At 71.4% G+C, this 15,074-nt stretch carries 8 protein-coding genes; 7 read left to right on the forward strand and 1 reads right to left on the reverse strand.

Annotated elements, in window-relative coordinates:
- Window positions 1-50 precede the first annotated feature (50 nt).
- Complete coding sequence (locus QOL88_RS28785) at window positions 51-1,496, forward strand: aldehyde dehydrogenase family protein (protein ID WP_097221148.1); 1,446 nt, start codon at window positions 51-53, stop codon at window positions 1,494-1,496.
- Between the two features lie 120 nt (window positions 1,497-1,616).
- On the opposite strand, the gene QOL88_RS28790 is transcribed toward QOL88_RS28785, so the two are convergent.
- On the reverse strand, window positions 1,617-4,454 hold the full coding sequence (locus QOL88_RS28790; RefSeq protein WP_097221150.1) for a glycoside hydrolase family 3 C-terminal domain-containing protein: 2,838 nt from the start codon (window positions 4,452-4,454) through the stop codon (window positions 1,617-1,619).
- Between the two features lie 371 nt (window positions 4,455-4,825).
- Between QOL88_RS28790 and QOL88_RS28795 the strand changes: the two genes are divergently transcribed.
- The 6 genes from QOL88_RS28795 (at window position 4,826) to QOL88_RS28820 (ending at window position 15,051) form a co-directional block, all read left to right on the forward strand.
- Window positions 4,826-6,505 carry an extracellular solute-binding protein gene (locus tag QOL88_RS28795; protein ID WP_097221152.1) on the forward strand — a complete coding sequence of 560 codons (1,680 nt, stop codon included), beginning with the start codon at window positions 4,826-4,828 and terminating at the stop codon, window positions 6,503-6,505.
- A 26-nt stretch (window positions 6,506-6,531) separates the two neighbouring features.
- Window positions 6,532-7,569 carry an ABC transporter permease gene (locus QOL88_RS28800; RefSeq protein ID WP_097221154.1) on the forward strand — a complete coding sequence of 346 codons (1,038 nt, stop codon included), beginning with the start codon at window positions 6,532-6,534 and terminating at the stop codon, window positions 7,567-7,569.
- A complete protein-coding gene (locus QOL88_RS28805) occupies window positions 7,566-8,516 on the forward strand; it encodes a carbohydrate ABC transporter permease (protein ID WP_097221155.1) in 951 nt (316 codons plus the stop codon). Before QOL88_RS28800 ends, QOL88_RS28805 begins: the two co-directional genes overlap by 4 nt.
- Window positions 8,517-8,651: 135 nt before the next feature.
- Window positions 8,652-10,856 carry a sialidase family protein gene (locus QOL88_RS28810; RefSeq protein WP_097221157.1) on the forward strand — a complete coding sequence of 735 codons (2,205 nt, stop codon included), beginning with the start codon at window positions 8,652-8,654 and terminating at the stop codon, window positions 10,854-10,856.
- Complete coding sequence (locus QOL88_RS28815; RefSeq protein WP_097221159.1) at window positions 10,856-12,838, forward strand: beta-galactosidase; 1,983 nt, start codon at window positions 10,856-10,858, stop codon at window positions 12,836-12,838. The genes QOL88_RS28810 and QOL88_RS28815 overlap by 1 nt, the downstream gene beginning before the upstream one ends.
- Window positions 12,835-15,051 (forward strand): glycosyl hydrolase family 95 catalytic domain-containing protein, encoded by a 2,217-nt coding sequence (locus QOL88_RS28820; RefSeq protein WP_097221161.1) that lies wholly within the window; start codon window positions 12,835-12,837, stop codon window positions 15,049-15,051. The genes QOL88_RS28815 and QOL88_RS28820 overlap by 4 nt, the downstream gene beginning before the upstream one ends.
- Window positions 15,052-15,074: the final 23 nt, after the last annotated feature.

Raw genomic sequence — 15,074 nt, forward strand, 5'->3', positions numbered from 1 at the left:
TTGGTCCGGTAGCACAGGATCACCCCCAACGCCGAAGGGCCGGAACCCACATGACCTCCACCCACGCCTTCTGGCTCGCCGGCCGCCAGGCCACCGGCGAGGACACCTTCGACGTCACCTCCCCCTGGGACGGGCGGCTCGTCGGCACGGTGAGCCTGCCGACCGACGCGCAGGTCGAGGAGGCCGTGGCCGCCGCGCACGCGGTCCTGGACGAGTTCGCCGCCACCCCCGCCCACGTGCGGGCCGCCGCCCTCGACCACGTCAGCAAGCGCCTCGTCGAGCGCACCGAGGAGATCGCGCGGCTGATCTCCGCCGAGAACGGCAAGCCCCTGAAGTGGGCCCGCGGCGAGGTCGGCCGGGCCGTGTCCGTGTTCCGGTTCGCGGCCGAGGAGGCCCGGCGGTTCAACGGCGGCGAGGCCCAGCGCCTCGACACCGACCTCGGCGGCCAGGGCCGGCTCGCGCTCACCCGCCGCTTCCCGAAGGGCGTCGTGCTCGGCATCGCGCCGTTCAACTTCCCGCTGAACCTCTGCGCCCACAAGATCGCCCCGGCCATCGCCGCCGGTGCCCCGATCATCCTCAAGCCGGCCCCGGCGACCCCGCTGTCCGGCCTGATCATCGGCGACCTGCTGGCCGAGACCGAGCTGCCCGCCGGCTCCTGGAGCATCCTGCCGGTCGCCAACGACAAGATGCCGGCCCTGGTGCGGGACGAGCGCCTGCCCGTCATCTCCTTCACGGGCTCCGAGAAGGTCGGCTACGCGATCATGGACTCGGTGCCGCGCAAGCACTGCACCCTGGAGCTGGGCGGCAACGGCGCGGCCGTCGTCCTCGCCGACTGGGCGAGCGACGAGGATTTGGACCGGGCGGCGAACCGCATCGCCACCTTCTCCAACTACCAGGGCGGCCAGTCCTGCATCTCCGTGCAGCGGGTCATCGCCGACGCCTCGGTGTACGACCGGCTGCTGCCGCGCATCGTCGCCGCCGTCGAGGCCCAGGTCACCGGCGACCCGAGCGACGACAGGACCGACGTCGGCCCGCTGGTCAGCGAGGACGCCGCGCAGCGCGTCGAGGCGTGGGTCCAGGAGGCCGTGGACGCCGGGGCGCAGCTGCTCACCGGTGGCAAGCGCGACGGCGCCTCCTACGCGCCGACCGTCCTGGCCGAGGTCCCGGGCGACGTGACGATCTCCTGCGAGGAGGTCTTCGGTCCGGTGCTGACCGTGCAGAAGGCGGACGACGAGGCCGCCGCCTTCGCCGCCGTCAACGACTCCAAGTACGGCCTCCAGGCAGGCGTGTTCACCCACGACCTCCAGACCGCCTTCCGCGCCCACCGCGCCCTCGAGGTCGGCGGCGTGGTCATCGGCGACGTGCCGTCCTACCGCGCCGACCAGATGCCGTACGGCGGCGTCAAGCAGTCCGGCGTGGGCCGCGAGGGCGTGCGGTTCGCCATGGAGGACTACACGTACGAGCGGGTGCTGGTGCTGACCGGCATCGACCTCTGACCCACCTCCGCCCCACCCTCTGGCTTATGGAAACCATTTTCATATAAGCTCTGTGAAGAGGCCCGGCACCGATGCCTTCCGGTGCCGGGCCCCTTCTTTGTGCCGGCCTGCTCCGGACCCTCAACCGGAGAAGCCGACATGCGCGAGCCGCAGCGGGCCGCGCAGTCTGAGACACACGTCGTGGACGCCCGCGGCGGCGATGGACGCGCTGAGGGACACGTAGTCGTACGGACCCGGGGCCGGTGAGGCGGGCGACAGCACCGCGAGCGCCGGGCCGCCGTCGAGGGACAGCTCGACCGCGCCCTCGCCGGCCACCTCCACCGTCACCTCGCAGACCCCCCGGCCGAAGTCGCAGGCGCGGTAGACCAGTTCGCCCGTCTCCGGGCCCGACGGCGTCACCGCGTCGCCCGAGACCTTCGTCCGGTCGACGATCGCGATGCCCCGCTGCTCGTCGAACCCGGCCGCGGCCAGGCCGCCTGCGAGGACCGCGCGCGGCAGGGTCGGCTCGCCGTCGAGCGTGACCGTCGTCCGCAGCCGGACGTCCTCGCTGGACGCCCCGGCCAGCAGCTCGTATCCGCCCGGTTCCACGCGCCACCGGTCCTGGGCGACGTCCCAGAACGCGAACGCGGTCAGCGGGACGTCGAAGCCCAGCTCGGCCGTCGCCCCCGGGGCGAGCGTGACACGGCGGTGGTCCAGCAGCTCGCGGCGCGGACGCGGCACCGACGCGCCGACGGCCCTGGTGTAGAGCTGGGCCACCTCGTCGGCCGTCACGTCACCGGTGTTGGTGACCGAGAAGGAGACCCGCACCGCCCCGTCCTCGACCCGGGCCGTCAGGTCGCCGTACGCGAAAGAGGCGTACGACAGGCCGTGCCCGAAGGGGAACAGGGGCGTGCCCTCGAAGTACAGGTACGTCTGGCGGGCGCCGATCACGTCGTAGTCGAGGAGGCCGGGCAGGTCGGCGTCGTCGGCGTACCAGGTCTGCGGGAGGCGGCCGGCGGGGGAGACGTCACCGGCCAGGACGCGGGCCAGGGCGGTGCCGGCCGCCTGGCCGCCGTGCGCGGTCCACAGCACCGCCGGGAGCTCGGCGGGGTCGACGGCGTACGGGTAGGCGGCGACCAGCGCCAGCACGGTGGCCGGGTTCGCCGCGCGGGCCGCCCGCAGCAGCCGCTCCTGCTGCCCGGGCAGGCGCAGGGTCGTACGGTCCTCGGTCTCGCGGCCGTTGATGTGCGGGTCGTTGCCCGCGACCACCACGACGACGTCGGCCGCGGCGGCGGCCCGCGCCACCGCCTCCTCGCCACGCTCGACGACGACCAGCTCGAAGACCTCGGGATCTTCGTCGGCAACCTTCACGCCGTCGGCGGAGACACACACGTGCCGACCCGTCCCCAGGTGCTTCAGGAGGTGCCCGTCCCCGTGCGGTTCCAGGCGGAACGTCTCCTGCACGATCCAGCCGCCCGGCTGGTCGGCGGAGGCGCGGAGGCAGCCGTCGTCGGCGACCGAGAGGTAGCGGCCGTCGGGGGCGCGCAGGGTCAGGACACCCTCGCCCCAGTCGACCAGCGCCAGCTCGGTGCCGGCGGCGTCGGTCGTGAGCGCGGGCAGGTCGGTGCGGCCCGCGAGCAGCGCCGGGTCCAGCGCGCCCTCGGCGCCGCGCACCTCGTCTGCGGCCCCCTCGGCCGCCGGCACGTGCAGGAACGCACCCGCGGAGGTCTTCAGCCGGACCCGGTCCACGCCCTCCGCGAACTCCACGCGCTCCGCGCCGAACCGCTCGTACAGGCCCTCCAGCGGGGTCGAGCGGTGGATGAGAGTGCCGCTGTACCAGTCGAGCTTGCACTCGTCGGCGAGCAGCCCGACCACCGCGACGCGGGTGTCCGGGGCGAGCGGCAGCACCCCGTCGTTCTTGAGCAGCACGATCGCCTGCTCGGCCGCCTCCTGGGCGAGGGCGCGGTGCGCCGGTGTGTCGAACTCGCTGGTGGTGTCGTGCGGGTCGTACTCCGGGTCGAACTCGCCGAGCCGGAAACGGACCGAGAGCTGGCGGCGGACGGCCGTGTCGACATCGGCCTCGGTCAGCAGGCCGCGCTCCAGGGCGCCGCGCAGCCGCCCGGTCATCTGCGAGGAGTCCGTGCCGTGGTCGGTGAAGCTGTCGACACCCGCGACGAGGGAGGCGGCGGTGGCCTCCTCGTGGGTCTCGAAGTAGTGCTCGGAGTCGACCAGGTTGCTCGGCGCCCCCGCGTCCGAGCAGACCAGCAGATCCTCCTCCGCCCAGGTCCGCAGATGCTCGGACAGATACGGGGAGACGTGGTTGGGGCGGCCGTTGACCAGGTTGTAGGCCGGCATCACCCCGGCCACCGCGCCCGCCTCGACGGTGTCGCGGAAGGCCCGCAGGTCGTACTCGTGCAGCACACGCGGTCGCACCGAGCTCGACGTCGTGGAGCGGTCCGTCTCGTTGTTGTGGGCCAGCCAGTGCTTCAGCACCGGGGCGGTGCGCCAGTAGGTGGGGTGGTCGCCGCGCAGACCGTGCGTGTAGGCCGTGGCGATCGCCGAGGTGAGCTTCGGGTCCTCCGAGTAGCCCTCCTCGTTGCGGCCCCACAGCGGGTGGCGCAGCAGGTTGACCGTCGGGGCCCAGACGTTCAGGCCGACCCGGTCGTCCTTGGCGCGCATCGCGCGGACCTCCCGGGACACCGCGTCGCCGACGCGCCGCACCAGCTCCGGGTTCCAGGTGGCACCGAGGCCGACCGCCTGCGGGAACACTGTCGCGGGGCCCATCCACGCCACGCCGTGCAGGGCCTCCTGGCCGGTGCGGAAGGCGGCGACGCCGAGCCGTTCGACGGCCGGCGCGAACTGGTGCAGGAACGCGGTCTTCTCCTCCAGCGTGAGCCGCGACAGGAGGTCGTCGATCCGCTTCGCGAACGGCAGGCGCGGATCGCGGAACGGCGGCATGGGCGGCGTGTGTGCGGTCACGTGGGAATCCCTTTGCGATGGAGCGGCGAGGCGCTTTCGAAGCGCTTCGATGCTCGATCGGCACCGGGGTGGGTGTCAAGACACCCCGGCGCAACAACTCCGTCCTATGGGCGGCATTCCAACGCCTCGAAAGAGCCGCCGGTGCTGGGGAACACCTCGGAGGAATCTTGGAATCGCCCCTTGTGCACCCCTGGGTGTTCACTTAACCTCGCAGCAACATCGAAGCGCTTCGACTGTGAGGTCCGCCACCCGGTGGTGCACATTCCGCGTCACGCGTCGGAGTATCGCTTCGGCTCAGCCAGTTCCACTCGAGACACCGCAGCCGACGGCCCTCCGCCGGGTGTCCTGGTGCGCCATGAAGGGTTGACGCAATGACGAACGCCGCCTCCGCCTCCTCCGGACCTAGCCGGAGAAGTTTCCTCGCCTCCACGGCGGTCGCCACCGCAGCCGTGGCGGGAGGGGTGCCGCTGTTGGCCGCCTGCGGCGGTTCGGACAGTGGATCGAAGGACGGCACGACCTCCGGCAAGAGCGCCAAGAAGCTGCTGCCGGCCTACGTCGCGAGCAACGTGGTGACGCCGGACATCCCGGCCAAGAACGGCTCGGCGATGGGCTTCACCAAGAAGCTCGCCCTGGCCGACCTGAAGACCTCGGTGCCGAAGAAGCTCGGCAAGGGCAGCCGCATCAAGATCATGTCGCCGTTCTGGGGCACACCGCCGAAGGGCGACAACCCCTACTACACGACGATGAACGACCTGATCGGCGTCGACATCAGGTGGCAGAACCAGGACGGCAACACCTACGACGAGAAGCTGGGCGCGGTGCTCGCCTCCAGCGACCTGCCGGACGTGGTGGTCATCCCCAGCTGGAACATGGGCGGCAAGATACCCAGCGCCATCATCAGCAAGTTCGCCGACCTCGGCCCGTATCTGTCCGGGGACGCGATCAAGAAGTACCCGAACCTCGCCGCCATTCCGAGCGGCGCCTGGCAGTACTCGATCTTCGGCGGCAAGCTGCGCGGCCTGCCGCAGCCCGCCCCCTCCGTCCCCGGCATCGTGCCCTTCTACCGCAAGGACGTCTTCGACAAGGAAGGCTACGACCTCCCGAAGTCCCCGGACGAGTTCATCGCCCTGGCCAAGGAGATCACCCGGCCGAAGGCCAAGGTGTGGGCCTGCGACGACATGAAGTGGGCCGCCTTCGAGTTCTTCGGCGTGCTCTCCGGCAGCGAGAAACCGCTCGGCTGGAACCTGACCGACGGCAAGATGATCTACCGGGTCGAGACCGAGGAGTACCTCGAGGCGCTGGAGTGGACGCGCAAGCTGTACGCGGCGGGCGTCGTCCACCCCGACGCGAAGGCGGTCCAGGGCACCGCCGGTGACCGGTTCACCGCCGGCCAGGTCCTGATGTACAACCAGAACATCTCGGACTGGTGGGGCAAGATGGCCGAGCAGGCGGGCCAGAAGTCCGACTTCCGCATCTCCGGCATGGACATCTTCGGCGCCGACGGCGGTGACCCCACGTTGTGGGCCGGATCGCCGGCGGGCATCTTCGCCTTCGTCAACAAGCGTGCGTCCAAGTCCGTCGTCGAGGACGTCCTGGCCGCCGCCAACGTCACCGCCGCCCCGTACGGCACCAAGGAGTACATGCTCACCAACTACGGGGTGGAGGGCACGCACTACACCGTCAAGGACGGGGTGCCCACCAAGAACGACAAGGGCAACCAGGAGGTCATCAACGCCTATGTGATGCTCGCCAGCCCCGCCCCGACCATCGCGCACCCGGACCTGCCGGACATCGCGAAGGAGCAGGTGGAGTGGCAGCAGCGGATGGGCGCCTTCACCAAGAAGTCGACCTTCTGGGGCCTGCAGATCACCGAGCCCGCCCGCTACACCAACCTCTCCAACGACTTCGAGCAGCTGGAGGACGACGTCGTCCGCGGCCGCAAGAAGATCAGTGACGTGCAGCAGGCCGTCTCCGACTGGAAGAAGCAGGGCGGCGACAAGCTGCGGGACTGGTACCAGAAGCTGCACGACACCAACGGTTCCGCGCAGTGACCCGGCGCTGAGGCAAGGAGAAATCCGTGTCCAACAGCACGGTGCCTCGCAGCAGGGCCGAGGCGACCACGAGTGAGGCGGACCCCCGAGCGACAGACGCTCCCGCCGGGGGCCGTCCGGAGAAGAAGCGCTCCGGCAAACTGAGCCTCCGACTGCGGTTCCGCCGGGACCGCACCCTGATCCTGATGACCTTGCCGGCCGTCCTGCTGGTCCTGGTCTTCAACTACGTACCGATCCTGGGCAACGTCGTCGCCTTCCAGGAGTACGACCCGTACGTCAGCGACAACGGTTTCGTCGCGATGCTGCACAGCCCCTGGGTGGGCTTCGAGCAGTTCCAGCGGATCTTCGCGGACTCGGCGTTCTGGGACGCCGTGCAGAACACGCTCGTGCTGTTCTCCCTCCAGCTGGTGCTGTTCTTCCCTGTTCCGATCGCGCTCGCGCTGGTCATCAACAGCGTGATCAGGCCCCGGATTCGTGCGGTGTCGCAGGCGATCCTCTACTTGCCGCACTTCTTCTCGTGGGTGCTGGTCATCACCGTCTTCCAGCAGATCTTCGGCGGCGCGGGCATCATCGCGCAGACCCTGCGCCAGCACGGCCACGAGGGCTTCGACATCATGACCGACCCCGGGATCTTCAAGTTCCTGGTGACGGCGGAGGGCGTCTGGAAGGACGCCGGCTGGGGCATCATCGTCTTCCTCGCGGCGCTCGCCTCCGTGAGCCCCGACCTCTACGAGGCGGCGGCCATGGACGGGGCCGGGCGCTGGCGCCGGATGTGGCACGTCACGCTGCCCGCGCTACGGCCCGTGATCGCCCTGCTGCTGGTGCTGCGGGTCGGTGACGCCCTGACCGTCGGCTTCGAGCAGATCCTGCTGCAACGCGACGCGGTGGGACCAGGGGCCGCGGAGGTCCTCGACACCTATGTGTGGTGGAACGGCGTCCGCAACCAGGACTTCAGCTACGCCGCGGCGGCCGGCCTCATCAAGGGCCTGGTGAGTGTGGCGCTCGTCCTCGCCGCGAACAAGGTGGCCCACTTCATGGGCGAGCAGGGGGTGTACAAGAAGTGACCGCCGTCATCGACAAGGCCGCCCTGGACGAGGCGGCGCGCGAACCCCGCTGGTGGGAGGCTCCGCCGAGGCCGGCCTGGGAGGACGAGCCCAGTAGGGCCGGGGTCGCGGGCAAGGGCATCGTCCTGGCCGCCGCCTGTCTGGCCGTCCTGTTCCCCCTGTGGATCGTCATCGTCACCAGCCTGTCCTCGAAGCAGACCATCACCGAGGCCGGCGGTCTGGTGCTGATCCCGAAGGGCATCACGTTCGTGGCCTACCAGGAGCTGCTGAGCGGCGGGCAGGTGACCCGGGCGGCGATCGTCAGCGTGTGCGTCACGCTGGCCGGCACCCTGTTCTCCATGGCGGTGTCGGTCCTCGCGGCGTACGGGCTGTCCAGGAGCGGCTCGCTCGGCCACCGCTGGCTGCTGATGACCCTGCTCGCGACGATGTTCTTCGGGGCCGGGCTCATTCCGACGTACCTGCTGGTGCAGTCGCTCGGGCTGACCGACACGTATCTCGCGCTGATCCTGCCGAGTGCGGTGAGCGTCTTCAACATCCTGGTGCTGCGCGCGTTCTTCATGGGCATCTCGCCGGAGCTCGTCGACAGTGCGCGTATCGACGGGGCGGGGGACTGGCGGATCCTCTGGCAGATCGTCATTCCGCTCTCGCGGGCCGTCATCGCGGTGATCACGTTGTTCTACGCGGTCGGCTACTGGAGCGCCTGGTTCAACGCCTCGATCTATCTGAGCGACCAGGACATGATGCCGCTGCAGAACGTCATGATCCAGCTGGTCCAGAAGCAGGAAGCGCCGGTCGGGGTGAGTCAGGCGATCAAGACCGGGCAGATTTCCGCGCTGGCCATCCAGATGGCCGTGATGGTGATGGCCCTTCTGCCGGTGGCTGTGATCTCGCCCTTCGTCCAGAAGCACTTCAAGAAGGGCATGCTCACGGGGGCCGTCAAGGGGTGATGCCCTCCTTCCGGGTCTCGTCGTAGGGCTTTGCGTCCTGTTCCGTCCGCGGCCGCGTTGTGGCTGTTCGCGCAGTTCCCCGCGCCCCTGAAGGGGCTCCCACGTCTCCCCCTGGTGCAAGAACCGAGGTATGTCATGAGCGCGTTTCACCTCAGCAGACGTTCCGTGCTGGCCGGGACCGCTGCCGCCGCGGCGGCCGTCTCCCTGCCGCTGACCCAAGGGCGGGCACACGCCGCGGCCACTCCCGCGGCGGGCGGATACCGCTGGCGCAACGCGGTCCAGGGCGGCACCGGATTCATCACCGGCGTGCTGTTCCACCCCTCCGTGCGCGGGCTCGCCTACCTGCGTACCGACATCGGCGGCGCCTACCGCTGGGACGACCGTACCGACCGGTGGATCCCGCTGACGGACCACCTCGGCTGGGACGACTGGAACCTGCTCGGTGTGGAGGCCATGGCCGTCGACCCGGCGCATCCCGACCGCGTGTACCTCTCCCTCGGTACCTACGCGCAGTCCTGGGCCGGAAACGGGGCCGTGCTGCGCTCGGAGGACCGGGGCGCGACCTGGAAGCGCACCGACCTGACCGTCAAGCTCGGGGCCAACGAGGACGGCCGCGGCTGCGGTGAGCGGCTGCTGGTCGATCCCCGGGACAGCGACACCCTGTGGCTCGGCACCCGGCACGACGGGCTGCTCAAGTCGACCGACCGGGGCGCCACCTGGAAGGCCGTGAGCTTCCCGGCCGCCCCCAGCGCCACCGGCCAGGGCATCACACTCCTGGTCGCCGCCGGGCGCAGCGTCTACGCCGGCTGGGGCGACTCCGACGGCACCGCCGGCAAGCCCAACCTGTACCGCACGTCCGACGGTACGGCCTGGGAGGCCGTCCCCGGGCAGCCCACCGGCGCCGCCGCCAAGGTGCCGATCCGGGCCGCGTACGACCGGCACACACGCGAGCTGTACGTGACGTACGCCGACGCCCCCGGGCCCAACGGACAGTCCGACGGCAGCGTGCACAAGCTGCGGACGACCAGCGGGAAATGGACCGAGGTGACGCCGGTGAAGCCCGGCGGGGCGACGAGCGACGGCGGGACCGACTCCTTCGGCTACGGCGGCGTCGCCGTCGACGCCCGCCACCCGGGAACCGTCGTCGTCTCCACCAACAACCGCTGGTCGCTCATCGACACCCTGTACCGCACCACCGACGGCGGCCGCACCTGGACGTCACTGAAGGACAAGGCCGTCCTCGACGTCTCCGAGACGCCCTACCTCACCTTCGGCGCCGACAAGCCCAAGTTCGGCTGGTGGATCCAGGCCGTCGGACTCGACCCGTACGACTCCCGGCACGTCGTCTACGGCACCGGCGCCACCCTCTACGGCACCCGTGACCTGAGGCACTGGGCCCCGCAGATCCGCGGTGTGGAGGAGGCGTCCATACGCCAGCTGATCTCACCGCCGACCGGGCGGGCGCACCTGCTCAGCGGGTCCGGGGACGTCGGCGTGATGTACCACGAGCGGCTCACGGCGTCGCCCTCGCGCGGGATGGCGTCGAACCCGGTGTTCGGCTCGGCGACCGGACTCTCGCTGGCCGCGGCGAAGCCGTCGTACGTCGTACGGGCCGGGTGGGGGGACAACGGCAACGGCGCCTTCTCGAACGACGGTGGCAAGACCTGGGCGCCCTTCGAAGCCCAGCCGGCCGTCGCCAAGTCCGCGCCGGGGCCGATCGCCACCAACGCCGACGGCAGCGTGCTGCTGTGGTCCTTCGGCACGAGCAACCCGGGCTACCGCTCGGCGGACAACGGCGCCACCTGGTCCGAGATCGCCTCCTTCCCCAAGGGAGCCGCCCCGGTCGCGGACCCGGCCGACCCCACGCGCTTCTACGCCTTCGACACCACCACCGGAACGCTCCACGCCAGCAGCGACGGCGGCAAGACCTTCACCGCGCGGGCCACCGGCCTGAACTCGGGCGACACCGAGTTCCAGCTGGTCGCGGCGCCCGGGCGCTCCGGCGACCTGTGGCTGAGCCTGAAGTGGAACGGGCTGTACCGCTCGACCGACGGCGGCACGACCTTCAGCAAGGTGAGCAGCTGCTGGGCCTCGTACACCCTCGGCTTCGGCAAGGCCGCCGAGGGCGCCTCCTACCCGGCGATCTACCTGGTCGGCTCGACCGAGACGATCACCGCCGTGTACCGCTCCGACGACGAGGCGAAGACCTGGACCCGGATCAACGACGACCGTCACCAGTGGGGCTGGATCGGCGCCGCCATCACCGGTGACCCGCGTGTGTACGGCCGGGTCTACATCGCCACCAACGGGCGCGGCGTGCAGTACGGGGAGCCCGTCTGATGCCCGGGGGGACCCGCCCCGGCCTGAGCGACGCCACCCGGGGCCGGCTCCTCTTCGGCGGCGACTACAACCCGGAGCAGTGGCCCGAGGAGACCTGGCACGAGGACGTCCGGCTGATGAAGGCCGCCGGCGTCAACTCGGTCACCCTCGGCGTCTTCTCCTGGTCGAAGCTGGAACCCGAGCCGGGAGCCCGGGAGTTCGGCTGGCTGGACACGCTGATGGACCTGATGCACGCGGCCGGCATCGGCGTCGTCCTCGCCACCCCGACCTCCTCGCCCCCGCCCTGGATGGGCCGGCTGCACCCCGACACCCTGCCCGTCACCGAGGACGGCCGCACCGAGTGGTGGGGCGGCCGGCAGCACTTCTCGCACTCCAGCGCCACCTACCGGCGCTACGCCGCCGCCATCACCGAGGACCTGGCCGCCCGCTACGGCGACCACCCGGCCCTGACGATGTGGCACATCAACAACGAGTACTGCACCTTCGACCACGGCGACGAGGCCGCCGCCTCCTTCCGGCGGTGGCTGCGCGAGCGGTACGGCTCGCTCGACGCCCTCAACGAGGCCTGGGGCACGGCCTTCTGGAGCCAGGGCTACGACACCTGGGACGGCATCCTGCCGCCCCGCCTGCCCCACTACATGCGCAACCCCGGACAGGTCCTGGACTTCCGCCGCTTCACCTCGGACATGCTCCTGGAGTGCTACACCGCCGAGCGGGACATCGTCCGGCGGCACACCCCGCATCTGCCGGTCACCAGCAACTTCATGCCGCTGTGGTTCGGACAGGACGCCTGGCGCTGGGCCGAGGAGGAGGACGTCGTCTCCGTCGACCTCTACCCCGACCCGCGCGACCCCCTCGGCGCCCAGAACGGCGCCCTGGTCCAGGACATGACCCGCTCCCAGGCGCGCGGGCCCTGGATGCTGATGGAGCAGGCGGCCGGGCCGGTCAACTGGCGGGGCGTGAACCACCCCAAGCCGCGCGGTCTCAACCGGCTCTGGTCGCTCCAGGCCGTGGCCCGGGGAGCCGACGCCGTCTGCTACTTCCAGTGGCGGCAGTCCCGGCAGGGCGCGGAGAAGTTCCACTCCGGCATGGTCAGCCACGCCGGGGAGGAGGGCCGGACGTACCAGGAGGTCAAGAGGCTGGGCGCCGACCTGGAGCGGATCGCCCCCGAGGTGACCGGCCGGCACCTCACCGCGAACGTCGCCGTCCTGCACGACTGGCACGCCTGGTGGGCCGGTGCCCAGGACGGCCGCCTGTCCAGCCTGGTGGAGTACCCGGACGTCCTGCGCGCCTGGCACCGGGCTCTGTGGCAGGCGCACCTCACCACCGACTTCGCCCACCCCGAGCACGACCTGACGCCGTACTCGATGGTCGTCGTGCCCCAGCTGTACGCGCTCACCGACGCGGCCATCGACAACCTCCTGGCCTACGCACGGGGCGGCGGCACCCTCGTCTGCGGCTTCCTCACCGGTGTCGCGGACGAGGACGACCGCGTCCGCCCCGGCGGCATGGACGCCCGGCTGCGCGAGCTGTTCGGCATCCGCACGCTGCACGAGTGGTGGCCGCTGGACGCGGGGGAGACGGTCGCCTGCGAAGGCTTCCGGGGCACCCTGTGGTCCGAGGAACTGGAGCCGGACGGCACCGCCGACGAGACCGTCCCCTACCAGGGCGGCGAACTCGACGGCCTGCCCGCCCTCCTGCGCAAGGGCCGGGCCTGGTACGTCTCCACCCTTTTGGAGCCCGAGGCGCTGCGCGACCTGCTGGACTCGATCGCGGCCGGTGTGGGCGTCCGGCCGGTGCTCGACGATCTTCCCGAGCAGGTGGAGGCCGTGCGGCGGGGCGAGGTGCTGTTCGTGCTCAACCACGGCCGCGAGCCGGTGACCGTCGAGGTGCCCGGCACCCACCGCGACCTGCTGTCCGGGACGGACGTCACCGACCGGGTCACCCTCGGCCGCTACGAGGCGGCGGTGCTGCGGCCATGACCGACTCCGCCCCCGTCCACGGCACCTGGGAGCCGCACCCGGCCGCCCGCTGGGAGGACGCCTTCCTCAGCGGCAACGGCCGGCACGGCGCCCTGGCGTTCGGTGATCCGCACGCCGAGCGGGTCGTCGTCACCCACCACACTCTGGTACGGCCGGGTGGCCGTGACCCCCGCCCGCCGCAACTCGCCGGTGACCTGCCCGGACTCCAGGACCGTCTCCTGGCCGGCGACACGACCGCCGCCGAGGACTTCACGGACGGGCGCCCCCTCCAGTGGGTGCAGCCCTTCCACCCGGCTTTCCAGGTCCGCCTGGACCGGCCCGAGGCCGGCGGCCACGACCACCGGCCCGAGGACGGCGGCCACGACTACCACCGGGACGTCGACTTCACCACCGGAGTGGTGAGCACGACCTGTGCCGGCCGGGCCGGCCGCGTCTTCGTCTCCCGCGCCGACGACGTGATCGTCCAGCACCTCACCGGACCCGGCCTCAGCCTCGACATCGAGCTCGACCCCCGGCTGCCCGGCGCCCCCGCCCGACTGGGCATCGGCCACGGAGCCGTCCTCACCCCCGAGGGCGCCCTGCTCAGCCTGCGCGCCCGCTACCCGGACAGCGACCTGGCCTGCACCGGCGTCACCCAGGTCACCGTCACCGGCGGCACGACCACCCTGGTGCCCCCGGGCGTGCGCATCGAGGGCGCCCGGTCCGTGCTGCTCCTCACCCGGGTGCACCGGCACACCGGCGAGCTCGACGTGGTCGCCGAGGGCCGTGCCCTGCGCGACCTGCCGGCCGCCTACGACGAACTCCTCGAACGCCACACCGCCCTGCACCGCACCGCCTACGAGCGCGTCACCCTCGATCTGGCCGCCGACCCCGCCGAACGGTCCCTGCCGGGATCGGAGCTGCTCAAGCAGCCGCGCAGCGCCGCCCTGCTGGAACGCCTCTTCGCCGCCGGGCGCTACCACCTGCTCTCCGCGAGCGGACTCTTCCCGCCCCGCCTGACCGGACTGTGGACCGGCGACTGGAACACCGCCTGGTCCGGCGCCTTCACCAACGACGCCAACCTCAACCTCCAGACCGCCTCGGCCGCCGCCGCAGCCCTCCCCGAGGTCACCGAGGCACACGCGAATCTGATCCAACGGCTGCTCCCCGACTGGCGCGACAACGCCCGCGCGATCTTCGGCACCCGGGGCGTCGTCGCCCCCGCCCACTCCGACGGCGAGTCCGGCCACTCCTACCACTTCAACCGCGAGTACCCGCTGCACCTGTGGACCGCCGGCGCCGACTGGCTGCTCAAGCCGCTCGTCGACCACGACGAGACCCACGGCACCCGCGACCCCCGCACCGCCGCCGCCCTCGCCGAAGTCGCCCTGTTCTACGAGGACTTCCTCACCAGGACGGACGAGAACGGCCACCTCGTCGTCGTCCCGTCCTACTCACCCGAGAACCGGCCCGCGGATGCGAGCTGGGGCACGATCAACGCCGCCATGGACCTCTCAGCGGCCCGCCACGCCCTGCGCACGGCCGCCGCCTACCACCCGGGCCCCGACGCCGACCGCTGGAACGCCCTCGCCGACCGGCTCCCGCCGCACCGGATCAACGAGGACGGCGCCCTGGCCGAATGGGCCTGGCCCGGCCTCACCGACTCCTACGACCACCGCCACCTCAGCCACCTCTACGGCGTCTGGCCGCTCGACGAGATCACCCCCTACGACACCCCCGAACTGGCCGACGCCGCACACCGGGCCCTCGAACTGCGCGGCGCCGAGAACGACTCCGCGCACGGCCATCTGCACCACGCCCTCGTCGCGGCCCGGCTCCGGGACGCGGACCGCGTCGCCCACGCCCTCGGCCAGGTTTTGGACGGCGACTTCTTCCACGCCTCCCTCATGAGCGCGCACTACCCCGCCCGCGACGTCTACAACGCCGACGCCGCGCACACCCTGCCCGCCGTACTGATCGAGATGCTCGTCCAGTCGACCCCCGACCGGCTGGTCCTGCTGCCCGCGCTGCCGTCGGCGTACCCCGAGGGCGCCCTGCGCGGGGTGCGCACCCGGTTCGGGGCGGAGCTCGACCTCACCTGGACGCGGGACGGCGCCGTCGTCGTCATCAGGCCCGGCCGCACCCACCGCGTCGAACTGCGGACTTCCTCCGGCGCAGAATCCCTCCACCTGGTCGCCGGAGAAGACCACGTTCTCACCCTGAGGACGTGGTAGTTCCCCCATCCCCCCACCCCATG

The organism is Streptomyces sp. Ag82_O1-12 (genome assembly GCF_900182715.1).
GTDB lineage: Bacteria > Actinomycetota > Actinomycetes > Streptomycetales > Streptomycetaceae > Streptomyces > Streptomyces massasporeus.